18 protein-coding genes and 7 tRNA genes are annotated in these 17,094 nt (G+C 34.6%); 12 read left to right on the forward strand and 13 right to left on the reverse strand.

Features of this window, described 5'->3' with window-relative positions; translation table 11 throughout:
- Positions 1-218 precede the first annotated feature (218 nt).
- From FB551_RS00125 to FB551_RS00140, 4 genes are all read right to left on the reverse strand, one after another.
- A tRNA-Arg gene (locus FB551_RS00125) sits at positions 219-292 on the reverse strand.
- A 32-nt stretch (positions 293-324) separates the two neighbouring features.
- Positions 325-399, reverse strand: a tRNA-Pro gene (locus FB551_RS00130).
- A 342-nt stretch (positions 400-741) separates the two neighbouring features.
- Positions 742-815 (reverse strand) — tRNA-Arg (locus FB551_RS00135).
- Positions 816-847: 32 nt separating this feature from the next.
- Positions 848-922, reverse strand: a tRNA-Pro gene (locus FB551_RS00140).
- A 163-nt stretch (positions 923-1,085) separates the two neighbouring features.
- On the opposite strand from FB551_RS00140, the gene FB551_RS00145 reads away from it, so the two are divergent.
- The 7 genes from FB551_RS00145 to FB551_RS00175 all read left to right on the forward strand — a co-directional run bounded on the left by FB551_RS00145 (position 1,086) and on the right by FB551_RS00175 (position 4,528).
- On the forward strand, positions 1,086-1,673 hold the full coding sequence (locus tag FB551_RS00145; protein WP_142013872.1) for a hypothetical protein: 588 nt from the start codon (positions 1,086-1,088) through the stop codon (positions 1,671-1,673).
- Entirely contained in the window at positions 1,645-2,139 is a 495-nt protein-coding gene (locus tag FB551_RS00150; RefSeq protein ID WP_142013875.1) for a hypothetical protein, read from the forward strand. Before FB551_RS00145 ends, FB551_RS00150 begins: the two co-directional genes overlap by 29 nt.
- The gene (locus tag FB551_RS00155; protein ID WP_142013877.1) at positions 2,123-2,458 is read left to right on the forward strand and encodes a hypothetical protein; all 336 of its coding nucleotides are present in this window, start codon (positions 2,123-2,125) and stop codon (positions 2,456-2,458) included. Before FB551_RS00150 ends, FB551_RS00155 begins: the two co-directional genes overlap by 17 nt.
- Before the next feature lie 44 nt (positions 2,459-2,502).
- On the forward strand, positions 2,503-3,141 hold the full coding sequence (locus FB551_RS00160; RefSeq protein ID WP_142013880.1) for a hypothetical protein: 639 nt from the start codon (positions 2,503-2,505) through the stop codon (positions 3,139-3,141).
- 63 nt (positions 3,142-3,204) lie between these two features.
- The gene (locus tag FB551_RS00165) at positions 3,205-3,534 is read left to right on the forward strand and encodes a hypothetical protein (protein ID WP_142013882.1); all 330 of its coding nucleotides are present in this window, start codon (positions 3,205-3,207) and stop codon (positions 3,532-3,534) included.
- Positions 3,535-3,666: 132 nt separating this feature from the next.
- A complete protein-coding gene (locus FB551_RS00170; RefSeq protein WP_142013884.1) occupies positions 3,667-3,867 on the forward strand; it encodes a hypothetical protein in 201 nt (66 codons plus the stop codon).
- Positions 3,868-4,003: 136 nt separating this feature from the next.
- Positions 4,004-4,528: a thermonuclease family protein gene (locus FB551_RS00175; RefSeq protein WP_047433153.1), complete on the forward strand. Its 525-nt coding sequence runs from the start codon at positions 4,004-4,006 to the stop codon at positions 4,526-4,528.
- 98 nt (positions 4,529-4,626) lie between these two features.
- On the opposite strand, the gene FB551_RS00180 is transcribed toward FB551_RS00175, so the two are convergent.
- From FB551_RS00180 to FB551_RS00190, 3 genes are read right to left on the reverse strand one after another with little or no spacing between them, the layout of a single operon-like run.
- Positions 4,627-5,409, reverse strand: a complete 783-nt coding sequence (locus FB551_RS00180; RefSeq protein ID WP_142013886.1) for an ABC transporter permease — start codon at positions 5,407-5,409, stop codon at positions 4,627-4,629.
- Positions 5,402-6,304 carry an ABC transporter ATP-binding protein gene (locus tag FB551_RS00185; RefSeq protein WP_142013890.1) on the reverse strand — a complete coding sequence of 301 codons (903 nt, stop codon included), beginning with the start codon at positions 6,302-6,304 and terminating at the stop codon, positions 5,402-5,404. Before FB551_RS00185 ends, FB551_RS00180 begins: the two co-directional genes overlap by 8 nt.
- Positions 6,304-7,578, reverse strand: a complete 1,275-nt coding sequence (locus tag FB551_RS00190) for an erythromycin esterase family protein (protein ID WP_142013893.1) — start codon at positions 7,576-7,578, stop codon at positions 6,304-6,306. The genes FB551_RS00185 and FB551_RS00190 overlap by 1 nt, the downstream gene beginning before the upstream one ends.
- 501 nt (positions 7,579-8,079) lie before the next feature.
- On the opposite strand from FB551_RS00190, the gene FB551_RS00195 reads away from it, so the two are divergent.
- Positions 8,080-8,448, forward strand: coding sequence for a DoxX family protein (locus tag FB551_RS00195; protein WP_047433141.1), 369 nt, complete (start codon positions 8,080-8,082; stop codon positions 8,446-8,448).
- Positions 8,449-8,765: 317 nt separating this feature from the next.
- Here the strand turns inward: FB551_RS00195 and FB551_RS00200 are convergent, their stop codons facing one another.
- From FB551_RS00200 to FB551_RS00215, 4 genes are all read right to left on the reverse strand, one after another.
- On the reverse strand, positions 8,766-9,053 hold the full coding sequence (locus tag FB551_RS00200) for a GIY-YIG nuclease family protein (protein WP_226798585.1): 288 nt from the start codon (positions 9,051-9,053) through the stop codon (positions 8,766-8,768).
- A 543-nt stretch (positions 9,054-9,596) separates the two neighbouring features.
- A tRNA-Arg gene (locus FB551_RS00205) sits at positions 9,597-9,670 on the reverse strand.
- Positions 9,671-9,702: 32 nt separating this feature from the next.
- A tRNA-Pro gene (locus tag FB551_RS00210) sits at positions 9,703-9,777 on the reverse strand.
- Between the two features lie 14 nt (positions 9,778-9,791).
- A tRNA-Ser gene (locus tag FB551_RS00215) sits at positions 9,792-9,876 on the reverse strand.
- Between the two features lie 136 nt (positions 9,877-10,012).
- Here FB551_RS00215 and FB551_RS00220 point away from each other — a divergent pair.
- The 4 genes from FB551_RS00220 (at position 10,013) to FB551_RS00235 (ending at position 14,609) form a co-directional block, all read left to right on the forward strand.
- Positions 10,013-11,038, forward strand: coding sequence for an N-acetylmuramoyl-L-alanine amidase (locus FB551_RS00220; RefSeq protein ID WP_047433138.1), 1,026 nt, complete (start codon positions 10,013-10,015; stop codon positions 11,036-11,038).
- A 72-nt stretch (positions 11,039-11,110) separates the two neighbouring features.
- Positions 11,111-12,511, forward strand: a complete 1,401-nt coding sequence (aspA, locus tag FB551_RS00225; protein ID WP_047433136.1) for an aspartate ammonia-lyase — start codon at positions 11,111-11,113, stop codon at positions 12,509-12,511.
- Between the two features lie 85 nt (positions 12,512-12,596).
- The gene (locus FB551_RS00230) at positions 12,597-13,451 is read left to right on the forward strand and encodes a glycosyltransferase family 2 protein (RefSeq protein WP_142013896.1); all 855 of its coding nucleotides are present in this window, start codon (positions 12,597-12,599) and stop codon (positions 13,449-13,451) included.
- Positions 13,452-13,568: 117 nt separating this feature from the next.
- On the forward strand, positions 13,569-14,609 hold the full coding sequence (locus tag FB551_RS00235; protein ID WP_142013898.1) for a hypothetical protein: 1,041 nt from the start codon (positions 13,569-13,571) through the stop codon (positions 14,607-14,609).
- Between the two features lie 39 nt (positions 14,610-14,648).
- Here the strand turns inward: FB551_RS00235 and FB551_RS00240 are convergent, their stop codons facing one another.
- Together FB551_RS00240 and FB551_RS00245 are read right to left on the reverse strand one after the other, a co-directional pair.
- On the reverse strand, positions 14,649-16,148 hold the full coding sequence (locus FB551_RS00240; protein WP_047433130.1) for a lipopolysaccharide biosynthesis protein: 1,500 nt from the start codon (positions 16,146-16,148) through the stop codon (positions 14,649-14,651).
- A gap of 8 nt (positions 16,149-16,156) precedes the next feature.
- A complete protein-coding gene (locus tag FB551_RS00245) occupies positions 16,157-16,951 on the reverse strand; it encodes an FkbM family methyltransferase (RefSeq protein WP_142013900.1) in 795 nt (264 codons plus the stop codon).
- Positions 16,952-17,094: the final 143 nt, after the last annotated feature.

Consider the following 17,094-nt stretch of genomic DNA (forward strand, 5'->3'; position numbering starts at 1 on the left):
GTTGGATTATAAAGTAAGAAATGTAAGTTTCTAAAACAAAAAAGACCTACTATTTCTAGTAAGTCTTAAAGTGAGCGCGAAAGGATTCAAACCTTTGCCGTCCCGATTGAAATCGGGATGCTGTATCCTGTTTGATTCATTAACATTGTTGGATTATAAAGTAAGAAATGTAAGTTTCTAAAACAAAAAAGACCTACTATTTCTAGTAAGTCTTAAAGTGAGCGCGAAAGGATTCGAACCTTTGACCGTCTGCTTAGAAGGCAGATGCTCTATCCAGCTGAGCTACGCACCCATTAAGTAATTTTGAGAAAACTACTAAAACAGTCGGGGCGGCAGGATTCGAACCTGCGACCTCCTGGTCCCAAACCAGGCGCGATGACCGGACTACGCTACGCCCCGAGTAGGCCATCAATAACGAATTTTAGTTCGTTTTTGCGGTTGCAAAGGTACAATACTTTTTGGAATAAAAAAATAAATTCAGGAATAATTTTTAATTATTTTTTTATGAACATTTTGTGATTAGTTGTACTTATTTAAAAATCATGTTCTTAGATTATTTTGTCATCATTTATTAAAATGGCTGACTTTTACCTAAACTTAAGCATTCCACTAAGTCTTAAAGTGAGCGCAAAAAGATTCAGGCTTTTTTCGTTCCGATTGTAATCGGGAGGCTCTTTTGCTTCTGCTGTAAAGATTTTAAACACAACAAAAAAGACTCACTGTTTCCAGTAAGTCTTAAAGTGAGCGCGAAAGGATTCGAACCTTTGACCGTCTGCTTAGAAGGCAGATGCTCTATCCAGCTGAGCTACGCACCCATTAAGCAGTTTTGAGAAAACTACTAAATCAGTCGGGGCGGCAGGATTCGAACCTGCGACCTCCTGGTCCCAAACCAGGCGCGATGACCGGACTACGCTACGCCCCGAAGGGGTCATCAATAACGAATTTTACATCGTTTTTAGGGCTGCAAAAATGCAATTATTTTTTTAATAAAAAAATAAAATGAGGGATAATTTTTAATTAATTTTTATGAATCATTTTTTATTACCTTTAGCCTGTTAATAACCATTGATTTAGACCGCTTAAAAATGATGAAAAAATTTTCGTTTTTTTTGTTCACATTAAACATTCTTATCCCAAAATATAAAAAAATAGCATTAAAAACAGGAGCTCATCTTCTTTTGTTCTGTTGTTTTTTAATGATATGGTCTTCTTGCTGTAAAAATCAGGAATTTGTTCGTCACACTATTGTAAATACATCACTGAGTTTACCCAAATCAATGGTCGTTAAAAAAGAACGGGCAGAAGATTCCCAGGTATACAGTATTAATGCTGGAGATAAGCGTATTGGTTATATTTATTATGGTGATTATAAGTCATTTGAGGAAGATTCTTTTTTCATTACTGATGATAAAGAATTATATGAAAAATATAAAAACAGGGAGTTAAAAGCTTATTTCTCAAAAAATACTGAAAGAGATAGTAAAAATGGTATTTATAATGTTAATTATTATTACTATGATACAATTAATAAACACAGAGCTCAGGTTATGATGCCGAAAAAAATGAATAAGGGATTTATCGGAATCCATTTTGACAGTGTAGATATCCACATAAATAAAATGGCAATTATTGTTAATGATTTGAGTGAAGAGAATAAAGAGTTGTTTTTTTAAATCTTTAAAACCATTAAAATCAATTCTGTTCAACATTAATGTTAATGAAAAAATAAAATACGAAGTGGTTATTACTCAATTATATATACTCGACTGGTATGATGATATTATAACATCTGTTACTTTATTTGAAAATGATATGTATATTTTTAATTGTATTCAAAAAGATATTAATAATGGAGAGAAAACATATTACTGTGTAAAAATAGATGAAATATCGTCTCAGAAAATTCGGGATGTAATGGAGAAAAAGAAACTCACTGCAGGTGATTGGAATAGTATCAATCTGATTTTTGAAAAGAATAATATAGACGATCATGTTTTTTTATTGAAAACAGAATCATTATTCATTGGTTTGGATATTATGTTGAGGAAAACAAAAAATTTGGACCTTAGATCTATTAAGTTTCCTTTTGATATTTCAACTTTATACACTGATCAAAATAATAATGAAAGATATATTTGAGTTTACAATTATAATTCATGAAAATTTGTCGGAATACGTTGTAGACAGTTTTATTGCATTTATAGAAAATAATTCTGTGTTTTGGGGAGGTGGTTATTCTGAAAATCAGATAAATGGAGGATTATATATTGATGAGAGTATAGACATTAATATCAATGATTTTATAAAAAAATTCCTTACATTTTTTTTACATCAGGAAATTAAGATTGATAAAATTGAGATCAATATTGAAGATTTTTACTTTCACTCTTTTAAATATGATGATTTTATGAAAATCCATTCATCATTGCCAATACATATTGGTTATTGGGAAGTATAATTATTGCCGCCAAAAAGGCTTGCCGAAAATTCAATTAAAACTTTATGAAGAAGTATATAGATACTAATGCTTATTACCTGTCAAATTTTTTTGAACATAATGAATTGAGGTACGAAAGTTTCTGGTTGTTTTATAATCGCGAAGATAAAATTCAAATGGAGAATTTTTTTCCTGATCAAAAAGTTTATTCGTTTTTATGGGAGTATGCGGATGAAGATATTTTAGTAAAAATTGATGAGTGGAAAAGGGCGTTCAGGAGAAATGATATTGAGATCTTACAGGAAGCTAAGCTGCATACCCGAAATTACCTGTCAGGAGATCGAAAAGTATATCTGGATTGCTTAGAAACCAATCCTATAACTGCGGATAAAAAATTTAAAAACCTGACTGCATACGACACAGGACAACGTTTTGTTCAGATTGTTGCCGATGAGAATATCTCTTTTGCTGATATTGATTTAAGTTTTTTGGAATTAACAGATATAGCGGATAAATTTAGAGCGGTTGTCGGGATTCTAGATACTGAAGGTTTTCGGGCATTGATCTTAAATGGCTATCATCACCGTGGAGAATTGCTTAAAGTCTGTATTATGAAGAGTTACGAAGCCTGCTCAAAAATAACCGAAACTTTGCCCTTGAATATTTTTGAAAATACATATGTAGCAATGCCTTTTAGCGGGTGATGGTATTAAAAACATAGTCTGTTAGAAATTGTTTCTGTAAGGATATAAAAATTGATTTTTTAAATGAATAGAAATAAAAATTTATTAATGATTTTAATCGTTGCTGCATTAGTTTTTTTATATAAATTTATATTTTCGTCAAAAAACGGAGGCAGTTTTTTAGATGAAATTAGAGATAAGGATATAAAATCAATAGTTAGCAAAAAGTATATTAATTATGATAATCACAATATATCATTTTTGGTGTATGGCAATAAAGATAGTATAGTGGTTTATAGAGATTGGTGGGATAAGGTTTTTGTTGGAGATTCTATACTAAAACCAAAAGGCTCTTTAGAGATAGTTATTAAAAATTCTGATAAGATTGAAAAATTTGATTTTGGAGATAAATAAAATGAAAAAGAGACTCTAATTTCTTTGATTTTATTTATATTATTTTTTTCATGTGAATCGATTAAAGGTCCATTGGAAATAAAAAATGAATGTGGATCAAATGAGATAATTTTAAATTAAAAACAGTTTTAAATGCAAAATAAAATAATTGTTAAAATAAGCGAAGATGATGAGTCTGTAGGATATGTATATTTACCGAATGAATTAGATGAGGAGAAGAAAAAAGTAAAGAAAACTATTGATTTATCAGATGTTATTGATTACAAAGGAGTTACTATATATTTAGATTTTAATGAAGATGGTATTTTGCTTGGTATTGAAATTGTAGGATAATGTGTTTGATATACACTCGCTCCGCAAAGTCTCCAGACTTTGAGGTGAAAAGAGTAAATAACTTGATATTATAAAAACCTCGCAAAACTCGAGGTTTTTTCATTAAACAAGACCCACTAATTCCTATATTTGCCACATGAAACGATTAATGCTGCTGTATGTGCTTTTCCCTGTATTTCTATTCTCACAAACAACCGGAAAAGTAATTAAAATTTCAGACGGAGATACCATTACTTTACTGTTAAAAGGCAATCAGCAAAAAAAAATCAGGCTGGCTGAAGTCGATTGTCCGGAAAGTGGACAGGCATTTGGAAAAAATGCAAAACAGTTTACTTCTGCCCAGGTATTTGGAAAAACGGTAAGCTTTGTTGAAACGAACACTGACCGCTATGGGAGATCTATTGCAAAGGTTTATTATGATGATGGAAAATATCTTTCCAAAGAACTTATCAAAGCAGGAATGGGATGGTGGTATTTCTCTTACTCCAAGGATGCTTCTTTAGGTAAAATTCAGGAAAATGCACAATATAGAAAAGTTGGTCTATGGCAGGATGTAAATGCTGTTGCACCCTGGGATTACCGTAAAATGAAGCGTGAGCTTAGAAATAATAAGAAAATCGAGGCTGCCAAAACCGGAACAAAAATAAAAGCAGTAGCGTAAATATTCAGCAAGGAAGCGTGAAGATGGGAGAGAGAAGTTGATTGATATTTATTGGTCTAATAGTAACTTTCATCCTCACGCTTTTATCTTCGATCTTTTTAAATTCCTTTCTTCTTTACAAAAAGATAAAAACTCATAGCCATAAAGATAAAAATGGCAGCGATATTACAGTAATCTATTCTTTCAAAAGAAATGTTTTCGTTCATGAAGTTTTCCATTGATTTATAGCCTCCGGTGTAAATAAGAAAATCTGCAAATGATTTTTGATGGATAATCGTCGCAAAAAGCAGCATGAATACCCCGAAACCAATAGGATAAATGAAATTTTTGAAGAGAAGACTTAAAGTCAACTGTACCATTGCAATGGCAGAAAGTGTGATAAAAAATTTCAAAAAGATGTAAAATATCACTTCCCTGAAATCATAATTCTGGAATCCAAACTGCGGAAAGGCAATTCCGAGAAGATATCCGCTCAGCAAAAATGCCAGATAAGAAAAAAGCACGGAAAAGAAAATAGTGATCTGGATAAACAGAGCTTTTGAAAGGAAAATTTTAGTCTTTGAAACCGGAAGGGTAAAAAGAATTTTATAATTATTATTCCGGTATTCCACATCACAGCAGGCATGTACAAAAAGCGATACCAGAATAGGGTAGAGGAGATAGAAAAACATAAATACAGTTCTTCCCAATGACATTTTCCAGGGATTTACTGTTCCCTCTGCTTCTTCCACTCCAGAACGGAGCACATCATACACCATGTACAGATCAATCGCAAAGATGATCAAAACAGGAAGCAGCAATATCCCGAAAATCTCTTTGTTTTTCGAGAGTTTATACTGTTCGGATGAAAAAGCTTTTAAGAAAGTATTGGTATTAGTCATGTTTTTTGGAGATTAAATTAATGAAGATCTGTTCAAGATTTGTGCTTTGAGACTCTATGTCGTAGATTTCAATTCCGTTTTGGATCAGCGTTGTGAGAATTCCGTTGAATTCTTTGTCATTGTTGATTTTTACTGAAATTTTGTTCGTATTGTTCAGCGCTGCAGAAAAAGTGTCTTGCAGCAGAGCTAATGCTTTTTCAACAGGACTAGCTTTTAAGATGATCTCCTTTTCTACTTTGCTCAAAAGGTCATTCTTTGTCCCCTGAAAAATCATTTGTCCTCCTTCAATAATTCCGATATGGGTCGCCGTTTTTTCAAGCTCGCTCAAAATATGGCTTGAAAGAAATATCGTTTTTCCCAGCTCATTCAAATGCTGGAAAAGCTTTCTCATTTCAAAAATTCCCTGAGGGTCAAGTCCATTCAGAGGTTCATCCAGGATCAGAAGTTTCGGATCATGAAAAATAGCCATGGCAATTCCCAGACGCTGCTTCATTCCCATAGAAAGGGCGCTTGCCTTCTTTTTCTTTTCGTTATGAAGATCTACCAGTTCCAAAACCTCCTCAATTCTTTTTGAGCCTTTGCCATAGATAATATCCAGATATTTTAAATTTTCATAAACCGTGAGCTTGGTATAAAAACAGGGAGATTCAATCAGATTTCCTGTATTTGCCAGAATCTCCGTCCTGTTTTGTTGGATACTTTTATTTTGGATGAAAATATTGTCATCTGATGATTCCAAAAGGCCCAGAAGCAATTTGATCGTGGTCGATTTTCCTGCTCCGTTTCTTCCCAGATAGCCGTAAATACTACCTTCAGGAATATTGAGGTTGATATTGTTCAGAATGGTTTTAGAACCTATGGTATAACTGAGATTTTTAGTAGTAATGCTTTCCATTATTCGTGAGAGGTTAAAAAAGTATTGGTGTCTATATAAAATATTCCGTCAAAAAACCGGCTCCAGACCTTTTTCTGGTCTACTCCCTGGTTAATGGTGGATACAAATTCTTTCTTCAGAACAGAATTTTCCGGGATACTTCTTAGATCGATGAAAAAATAAGGTGTTTTCGTTGCATGAAACGTATTCTCGATGGCAAATTTTCCGGGCTTATCCATTGGAGTTCCTGTTTTATTATATTTGGAATAAGATGAAAAATCAACCCTATAAGAAGCCTTTCCGTATTTACTTTTAATATAAGCACCCAGCGGTAAATAATCTTTGCTGTATCGGCTTGCGAAAGTATGGAGGTTAGCACACCACACAATAATCTTTTGTCCCTGGTACGCAGAATCAATCTGATGAATAAGATTTTCAGCCATCAGAGAGTCTCTGAACTGCATACTCTGCATAGATCCCGCTTCATACTTCCATGCTTTATCGAAATTGTTTCTCATATCATGCAAATACCTGGTATATATTCTATTTTCAGGTGTCTTTTCAAGCTTTGAAACCACTTCTTCAAGTTGGGTGATCTCATTGAGAAAGTCTTTTTTCTGATTTCCCGGTAAAATTTTTCCGGCAAATCCTTTATACATAAAATTAGAGATCTGGTTAAGATTTTTGTTTAAAAGAGGAAATAGCTTAAGGTCAATCGAGTTTTTACTTAAAAAATCCCTCAGAAGCTTACCGCGTCTGTCATACAGCTCTGTTCCGGAAAACTGAATATCAAACCCTCCCAGTTCTATCGGGCTAGATGAAGTTTTCGTTTTCTGATAATAGTTGATGAGAGGCTGGGTTTCCCTGTTGTCCCACCAGAAATCAAAAAGTCCCAATCCTCCTATAGAAGCAGCAGGAACTTTAAGGCGGTGGTTTTTCATTTCCTCATTCATTATCCAGGCATCATATTGTCCGGTTTCATACAATACAACATTATACCCAAGATTCTCATGGAGATATTTGATGAGTCTGCTTTTGGCCTGCATCGTAGCGCCGTCGCTATGAACATTTTCTCCCAGCATAACAATCCTGTTGTCTTTAAGCACAGAGTCCAGAATCTTCAGATCGCTATTGTCCGGATAGGACATGGAAATGCTTTTTATAGGATGTTTGTACTGTTGAACGTTTTTCAGAAGTTCCTGTTTTTCTTTTTCAGGGATATTCTTAAAAATAATTGTATTCAGGAGTAAAACCGCAATTACAGAAATTATAAAAATGTAAAGTATTTTTTTCATCCATTCAAAATTATACAGTGGCCAAATATCTGTTTGTATTCTTATTTGGTTTTAAATTTAATAAAAAATAAGAGCTGTACATGAAAACTATTTATTGTTTAGTTGAAAATAGTACCAGAAGAAAATAATGTCAGCTTATCAGGAATTAAACAGAAGTTTTTCAATGATCCTGTTTTTCTAAGTTTTGGCTAAAAGGCAAGTGGATGCTCTATTTTATTTTTAAAAGGATAAAGCCTATTCCTATTGAATATCATGATGGGCTATGATGTAGATAAACCGTTCTTCAATTAAATTTTTGCTATATTTACCCAGAATACCATAAGTATATCAATTACGTGGAAGACATTAATCTTTGGCTGAACCAACCCAAAAAAGGGTAATATCTGGCTATAGAATCTAATTCTATAAAATTTTCTTTTGAGAGCAGTCCTGATTATATATCAGGACATCATAACTATTGCTCTATTTTCATAATTCAATAACATTCATAAAGAAAAAAAGATGAATACACTTGTATTAATAATTCAAGGGTTGCTTGCCCTATTTTTTATAATGCCAGGTTATGGTAAAATCAGTGGCAGTAAAGTGAGCCATGTAGCAAATGGACATCTGAAGGCGACCAGTTCAATCATACCCATCAGAATACTGGGGATTTTAGAATTACTTGGCTGTATAGGTATTATCCTTCCCTGGATTTTAGGAATAGTTCCTGTTTTAACACCTATAGCTGCTGTCTGTTTTTGTATAATCATGCTTGCGGGTATGATTATTCATACTGTAAAAAAAGAGTATAAAATGCTTCCGATGTTAGTAGTCGTATTTGTGCTGTCTTTTTTGGTAGCATATTATAGATTTATCAACCTGATCTAATGGTAATTCTATTATTGTTATAGCATTTGAATAAATTACATTCTTTGGAGGCTTATGTTGCCAGAAGTGTCACTTAAAATAATGGCATCTTTTATTGAAAAAAGAGACATCTATCAGATAGTTGTCTTTTTAAGTGAGTGCAAAAAGGATTCGGGCATTTGCTGTCTTGATTGAATCGGGATTCTGTATCCTGTTTGATTCATTAATATTGTTGGATTGTAAAATAAGAAATGTAGTATTTAAAAACAAAAAACCTCACAATAAAAATTGTGAGGTTCTTGTGAGCGCGAAAGGATTCGAACCTTTGACCGTCCCGATTAAAAATCGGGATGCTCTATATTATTTGACTCATTAATGAGTTTTTGAATCTTTAGTTTGCTTTTCCATGCCTTTATTTCTGTTTCTCTTTTGTAGGCGAGAGCCTTAGAATCGAAAGTTTCATAATAAACAATAATCCAATCCTTAACTTTTGCAGTAAATCCTTTATGATTTGATAGATGTTTTCTTAATCTTTCCTGTAAGAATTCACATGAGTGTCCGATATAGAATTTATCTAAAGATTTAGAATGAAGTATATAACAATAGCAAATAGAACTAATATACACAAAAAAGTTTATGATTTTAGTGTGAAAAATAAGATGTACGGGTAATTCGTATGAAGTTAATAAAAACAAGAAAGACCTACGATTTCTAGTAAGTCTTTAAGTGAGCGTGAAAGGATTCGAACCTTTGACCGTCCCGATTGAAATCGGGATGCTCTATCCTGTTTGATTCATTAATATTGTTGGATTGTAAAATAAGAAATGTAGTATTTTAAAAACAAAAAACCTCACAATGAAAATTGTGAGGTTTTTGTGAGCGCGAAAGGATTCGAACCTTTGACCGTCCCGATTGAAATCGGGATGCTCTATCCTGTTTGATTCATTAGCGTTGTGGATTGTATAGGGTATGTAGTATTCTAAAAACAAAAAACCTCACAATGAAAATTGTGAGGTTCTTGTGAGCGCGAAAGGATTCGAACCTTTGACCGTCCCGATTGAAATCGGGATGCTATATCCTGTTTGATTCATTAACATTGTTGGATTGTAAATTAAGAAGTGTAAGCTTCTAAAACAAAAAAGACTTACTATTTCTAGTAAGTCTTAAAGTGAGCGCGAAAGGATTCGAACCTTTGACCGTCTGCTTAGAAGGCAGATGCTCTATCCAGCTGAGCTACGCACCCATTAAGCAGTTTTGAGAAAACTACTAAAACAGTCGGGGCGGCAGGATTCGAACCTGCGACCTCCTGGTCCCAAACCAGGCGCGATGACCGGACTACGCTACGCCCCGAATATATAGAAGAGCGGAGGGTAAGGGATTCGAACCCTTGCGACACTTTCGCGTCGACAGTTTAGCAAACTGCTCCGTTAACCACTCCGGCAACCCTCCTTTTTTGTTTATTTTTTAATGATCGTTGTTCCGTTATTGCGAGTGCAAATATAGAACAGATTTCTTTATTTACCAAATAAAATTCAAGAAAATTTTGTGTATTTTTGAACTAATAAATCATTCAAAAACCAAACTGATGCGTAAAACATTATATATCATCGGATTAAGCACTTTTGTTTTTTCATGTACCTCCCAACAAAATGTGAAAAAAAATACTTACCAACCGAAAACCCCAATAACACAGGCGAAACCGACTGTTAAGACAACACCTCCGGTTGCTCCAAAACCAAAAGTTGTATCTGATCATGGCGTAGATTTTTTTACTACCAATATAGCAGATCCAACAAAAAATGATAATACGGCAAGTTATGGTTCTATTGTATCTGCAAAACCAGCCGGATATAAGGTAGTGAAAACCTATTTTCCTGCAGTTGCTCAAAATTTCAGACAACGTTATCTGATATTGCATTATACCGCTCTTGCGGATGATAAGTCCATTACTGTTCTTACCCAGCAGGCTGTAAGCGCCCATTATCTCGTAAATAATACCGGAGATAACGAGATCTATCAATTGGTAGATGAAAACAAGCGGGCATATCATGCAGGCGTAAGTGCGTGGAGAAATGATAAAAATCTTAACGATAATTCTATCGGTATTGAAATTGTTAATACAGGATATACTACAGATAGTACAGGTAAAAGAACTTTTGCTCCTTTTAGTGATGAACAGGTAAGAAAAGTAGCTGCCTTGGTTAAAGACATTGTAACAAGATATCAGATTCAGCCTACGAATGTATTGGCGCATGCGGATATCGCACCTACAAGAAAGCAGGATCCCGGGCCTATGTTCCCATGGAAGAAGCTTTATGATGAATACCAGGTGGGAATGTGGTATGATGAAGCAGCTAAACAGACTTATCTTGAACCGGCACAGGCAGACTTGGCAGCAAGATATAATGATTCCAGCTTTATTTTTCTTATTCAGACTTCATTGCAGAAATTCGGATATGCGCTTGATCTCAGCGGAAAATGGGATGATGCCACCAAAAAAACAATTGAAGCTTTCCAGTATCACTTCCGTCCACAAAATTATGACGGAATTATGGATGCTGAAACATGGGCAATACTCCAGGCTTTAAATCAAAAATATCCAGCAAAATAATTCAAATTAAAACGCATCGGTTAGATGCGTTTTTGCTATCTTTAAACGATCAAAAACAGTAAAATATCTGTAATGGAAAATTTCAGAAAAGAAAGTGATCTATTAGGCGAACTGAATGTGCCTATAGATGCTTATTATGGGGTTCAGACACAAAGAGCTATCGACAATTTTAAAATTTCAGGACAACTTTTGTCTTCATATCCGGATTTCATAAAAGGTTTGGCATTTGTAAAAAAAGCAGCAGCTAAAACCAATTATGAATTAGGACTTTTAGACGAAAATCTGTATTTTAAAATAGCAGAAGCATGTGATGAAATTGTAGAAGGGAAATATCATGAGCAGTTTCCGGTAGATATGATTCAGGGAGGAGCAGGAACTTCCATCAACATGAATGCGAATGAAGTGATCGCCAATATCGTATTGGAAAAAATGGGAAAAAATAAAGGAGAATACGAATTCTGTTCACCTAATGACCATATCAATCTTTCTCAGTCTACTAATGATGCTTATCCTACGGCAATCAAAATGGGATTGCTTCAGATGAATATCGGACTGGTAGAAAAACTGGAAAGAATTATCACGGCTTTCCGTGCAAAAGGACAGGAATTCCAGGATGTTATTAAAATGGGACGTACGCAACTTCAGGATGCTGTTCCAATGACTTTGGGACAAGAGTTTGAAGCCTATGCAGCCACTTTGGAAGAGGATATCTCCAAACTGAATAACAATGCAAGCCTTTTTGTAGAAGTTAATATGGGAGCAACCGCTATCGGAACAGGATTAAACGCTCCGGTAGGATACGCTACTCTTTGCGCTAAAAACTTAGCTCAGATTACAGGATTCCCGATTGTTTCTGCGCCGGATTTAGTAGAAGCTACTCCTGATACAGGATCTTATGTGATCTACTCTTCAGCAACAAAACGTCTTGCAGTAAAGCTGTCTAAAATCTGTAATGATTTAAGATTGCTTTCATCAGGTCCAAGAGCCGGACTTTTTGAAATTAACCTTCCTCCAATGCAGCCGGGATCTTCTATTATGCCGGGGAAAGTAAATCCTGTAATTCCGGAAGTGGTCAACCAGGTTTGTTTCAAAGTATTCGGAAACGATCTTACCGTAACTTTTGCAGCAGAAGCAGGACAATTGCAGCTGAATGTAATGGAACCGGTACTTTCTCATGCCATCATGGAAAATATCAACTTCCTTTGCAATGCTTTGGATACACTTCGTGATAAGTGTGTGGTAGGAATTACTGCCAATAAAGAAATCTGCCTGAATATGGTGAAGCACAGCATCGGGATTGTAACAGCATTGAACCCTTATATCGGGTACAAACAGTCTACTCAGATTGCAAAAGAAGCATTGGAAACCGGGAAAAGTGTTTACAACCTCGTTCTGGAGAAAGGAATTCTTTCTCAGGAAAAACTGGATGAAATCCTTGATCCGAAAAACATGCTGAAGCCGCATAACAAATAATTCTATAAACGATGAATGATCAATGATAATTAATGTTTTAAAAGTTTTTTATCATTGATTACTCATCATTAATCACTTATAATTCGTGAGGTTTTTAATCATAATTCCCGCTCATAACGAAGAAAATAACCTGCCATTGACTCTGGATTCTTTACAGCAGCAAAGCAGCAAAGATTTCAAAGTAGTGGTAGTGAATGACGGCTCTACAGACAGAACTTCTGAGATGATCCGGAAATATACAGAAACTGATTCCCGGTTCGAAACAATCAATCTGCAGAAATCTGAACATCAGCCAGGTTCTAAAGTGGTTCATGCTTTTAAAATGGGACTGCATACTCAAACCATGGATGAATTTGACATCATCTGTAAATTTGATGCTGATATTATTCTTCCGGAAAACTATCTTGCTGCAGTAGAAACAGCTTTTACCGCGCATCCGGAATATGGACTGGTAGGAGGTCTTCTGTACATAGAAAAAGACGGAAGCTGGGTGTATGAGGGAAATTCTAATAAACATCACGTAAGAGGTCCTATGAAGGCTTACCGTAAAGAATGTTTTGTTCAGATCGGTGGTTTAAGGGAAACGTTGGGCTGGGATAATATTGATTCCATATTACTGGATCATCTGGGGTGGAAAGAAATTGTTCTTCCAGAACTCCATGTAAAGCTGATTAAAGTAAAAGGAGCCGATTATACAATACGTCCCGCAGATTACTACGGAAGATATTTTTATTTCCTGGGACTGAACAGGTTTCTGGCTTATATTGCCTCTTCAAAAGAAGCTATGAAAAGTAAATCTGCCTCATTTTTCTTTGATATTATTACATCTTATGAAAACTGCAGATCAAAAAAATTAGAACTGAAAATTACCAAAGAAGAACGAAAAGCCGTTAATGATCAGCGTTGGAAAATGTTGAAAAAGAAATGGCTGAAGATGTAGAAGCTGATTTTTAAGCATTGTAAATGTTCATCAATAGAAACGGGTTTTAACCCGTTCAATAAAAAATAAAAGTCCACTGGCTTTAGCCAAAACCTAAGATATAACTCCAATTAACCCGTGAAAAAAATAGCTTACATAGAAATAGACACTCACGCAGAAATTGCTCAGGCTTTCATGGATATTATGGAGGGTTCTAAGGATTTTGCGGTAGACTATTATTTTTCAAAAAGGATCAAAGATCAGGTAAGTCATCGCAATGAAGCTGTTTTCTTATCGGATAGCTCTATGATTCTGGATCAGTTAAAAGGGAAAGGATATGACCTGGTGATAATAGGAACTGTTCATCGTTATTTTAATACATTTTTGGCAATAACAAAAAAGTACAATACCGCAGTTATTACCCACAATCTTAATTTCATAAAAGCCACAAAACTGGATCTGATGAAAAGCGTTTTCAAAGGGGATATTATTTTCAGATTAAAACTGTGGCTGAAAGAAGGATTATTTTATAAAACCAAAGTTTATAAGAGTTCGAGAACACTTTTCGTACTGGATGAAGCATTGGTTTCTGGGAGATATCAGCATTTGCCACTGTTTTATACAAGAGATTTTGACAAAGTGGAAAATGAAAACCTTGTGGTGGTGATTCCTGGTGGAGTTTCGCAAAAAAGAAGAGATTACGCCTATATTTTTAAAACCATTCAGGAACTCAATACGGACAGGCCCTGCCAATTTATTTTCCTGGGGAAAGCAAGCGGGCATGAGTTTAAACAACTTGAAAATCTGTCTGAAAAATTACCTGAAAACATTGAAATCACTTATTTTTCAGAAAGAGTTTCCTCTGAAGATTTTGAAAAATGGATGCAGAAAGCAGACGTTTTATGGTGTCCGATTCAGCAGGATACAGAGTTTTTCAGTATGAAAGAAACGTATGGACTGACTAAAATGACAGGAAACCTTGGGGATGCCATAGCGTATGGAAAACTGGCTGTTTTTCCAGGAAATTATCCTTCAAAACTAAACTTTATTATTCCTGAAAAAGAAAATATTCTCGAGCAGTTAAAGATCGCTTCTGAAAATCCATTTGATTTTTATACAACGTACAACAGGAAGGGAGTTCAGAAAAAACTGGAGCAATTTCTAACAAGTCTGATCTAAGAAACTTCAGGTTATTCCATTTTTTCTTCTTAAATGTACCTATTTGATCTTAAATACACTCTTAATAAATCTCATATTCAGATAATCTTCAACCGGGAAAATTTTGGTGAAGTAATTTCCGATATAGATCAATATCAAAACAACTGCAGGTTTGTAAACAAGGTTAAGCAGATTGCTGTTGAAATTCGGAAGAACAATTGCTACGGTAATGGCTAAAGTACAGATAATAGAGACGAAAATCATTTCAATACTCAACGGCGAAACCTTAAATACAATATAATTGAAAACAATTTTCACAACATTGTAAATGGTAAGTGAAATAGCCGTAGATAAAGCAATTCCGATCAGCTTCAGATCCGTGTTTTTAATGAAATAATAATTCAGTCCGATAGTCAGTCCGGCCAGCAAAAGCATCACCAGAATATTGAATCTGTAATATTTTGAGAGTGAAATAATATTTCCGTTGAATCCGGTGGCAAGATCGATCAATACCGCAGAACCCCAGATCCAGACTACAGGCTCATATTCTCGGAGCATTGTCCCGTTCTTTGGCATAAATTGCGTCAGATAAGGGAATCCCACCATAATACATGAGAATAAAACAGCTCCGAGGAAGTACAGTGTTAAAGATGTCTTTTTATGGAATCTGTCCAGTTCCACCATATCTCCGTCTGCCAGAGTTTTATTAATGATAGGTGCGGAAATATTGAATAATCCAAGCTGTGGAATAGAAATCAATGAGATCAGAGCATACAGAACAGAGTAAATTCCTACCTCTTCCATTCCCATAAATTCTCCGATCATAAAACTGTTGATCGCAAGGTAATTACCAAAAGTTCCAAGAAAACCGAAGAAACTATAATTGAAAAACTCCTTCCAGAAATCATTCTTTTTAAAATAATCCGTCTTAAAATCCAGGTGAATTTTTTCCAGTTTGTTGGTGTAATAAATATACCCCAAAAGCATTAAAAAGAAGATGCCAAAAAAGAAAGCATATGCAATGGTCTGTGATGTAGCAGCCGTAATATTCTGTGATAAAGCAAAGAAAAACAGACAGAATGCTCCCAGATTCGCTATTTTCGGAAACAGATTGTCGAAGATATTGGAAACTACAATTCTTTTATAATTGGACGTATATTTATTGAAAATAGCACAGAATGAAAGGATTAAAATCAAAGGTAGAATCATCTCTTTGATCTTCCATGCCTCTGAATGTCTGAATTTTGGGTAAAAATAGGGGAGAATAAAAAATACAATCGTAAAAATCAGAAAGTTGATAAAAACGGTCAGTAGCGACAGCGACAGCATATTCTGTTTCTTGCCATCTTTTTCTACTTTGTGGAAAAATTTTACATTCGAATAAGAAATACCTAAAACAACAAAAGGAACCAGCATCTCAGCCGTTGGAAGAATGTAGCGCAGCTTTCCGTAAAATTCAAAATCATTCGGAAATATAAATATCGCGGAAACGGTGCCCAGCAAAAAACCAATATAACCGATAATGGAATATTTGAAGCCTTGTCTCGCTACTACACTCATAAGTCGTTTTAAATGTTTTTAGGTATAAAAATAATATTGTTGATGTACTGAGTCTTATTTTTTTCGTCGTTTGTATTTTGTGTTATGATATCTTCTGTAAGATCTTCCAGCGTAAAGCTGCTTCTGTTCAGATATTTTGCGTTGTATCCCCAGCTTATCACTTCGGATATCTCATTCCATATAGGAGTTTGGTGATGTCTTTGCTCCATTTCGACCATTAAAGTCGGCTTGAATTGTCTGATGGTTTCTCTCGCCCCGGACAATGTTTTTATTTCGTTTCCTTCAACATCTATTTTGATAAAATCCAGTCTGTTGAAATGTTCCAGTGCGGCCCAATCGTCAAGCTTAATAACTTTTACTTGTTCCGTATAGCTTTTCTCTTCTCCTTTTTCTTTGTAAGAAGTGTTTAAAGTGCCTCGGGAAGCAATGGTTTTTCCATTAATAATCGGTACTTTGAACTCTGCAGTTCTGTTTTCATCAGAAAGTGCCAGAGGGAAAATGTGCATGTCCGAAAACAGCCTTTTCAGTCTTCTATAAAGCTTTTTATTAGGTTCAAAACCATAAATATGCTCATGTTTCAATGTGTTTTCCAGCTGATAAAGGAAAGTTCCCACATTGGCACCAATATCCAATATTACAGCATTTTTAGAAAGGTATTCTTTGATCCATACCAATTCCGGTTCTACATTACGTTCCGAAAAGTTATTTTTATTAAGATTATTTAAAGCTTTAAAATATCTTTTTTTGTAGAAATTCGGGCTTATGTATTGTAGTTTCTCTGCAATTTTTTGGTATAAAGACATCTTTGGCTTTTTGGCGAACAGCAAAGATACGTAAAAATGTAAAACTTTTCTTAAAAAATGTTAATTATAATCGCTTGGTTTTCAGTATGGATTTTTAAAAATTGCTTTTATAACCTGTTGAATTTTACTGTATTTTTGATTTG

Source organism: Chryseobacterium aquifrigidense, from assembly GCF_006716485.1.
Lineage (GTDB): Bacteria > Bacteroidota > Bacteroidia > Flavobacteriales > Weeksellaceae > Chryseobacterium > Chryseobacterium vietnamense.